Below are 261 nucleotides of genomic sequence, written 5' to 3'. Positions count from 1 at the left end.
GGCCGCCTCGGTGAGGCGGTGCTGGTCCCGATGTCGCTGGACATGGCCGCGCTCCGGGCGCAGGCGGGCAGCGGTGCGCCGGCGCCCCTGTTCCGTGGGCTGGTGCGGGTTCCGGGGCGGCGTGCGGCGGAGGGCGCGGCGGCGTCGGGTGCGCTGGCGCGGCGGCTGGCCGGGCTGGACGAGGCCGAGCAGCTCGATGTGCTGCTGGACCTGGTCCGTACGAATGTCGCGACGGTGCTCGGATACGCCGGGCCGGAGACG

Annotated in this window: 1 protein-coding gene; it reads left to right on the top strand. The window is 77.4% G+C overall.

What is annotated here, in order from left to right; translation table 11 throughout:
- Nucleotides 1-261, top strand: a 261-nt coding sequence (locus tag NP777_RS47465; protein ID WP_256656415.1) for a hypothetical protein, incomplete at both ends; no start/stop codon positions are given.

The organism is Streptomyces rugosispiralis (assembly GCF_024505145.1).
Classification (GTDB): Bacteria; Actinomycetota; Actinomycetes; order Streptomycetales; family Streptomycetaceae; genus Streptomyces; species Streptomyces rugosispiralis.
The sequence above is the reverse complement of the archived record's forward strand: the minus strand, read 5'-3'. Positions and strand labels throughout refer to the sequence as shown.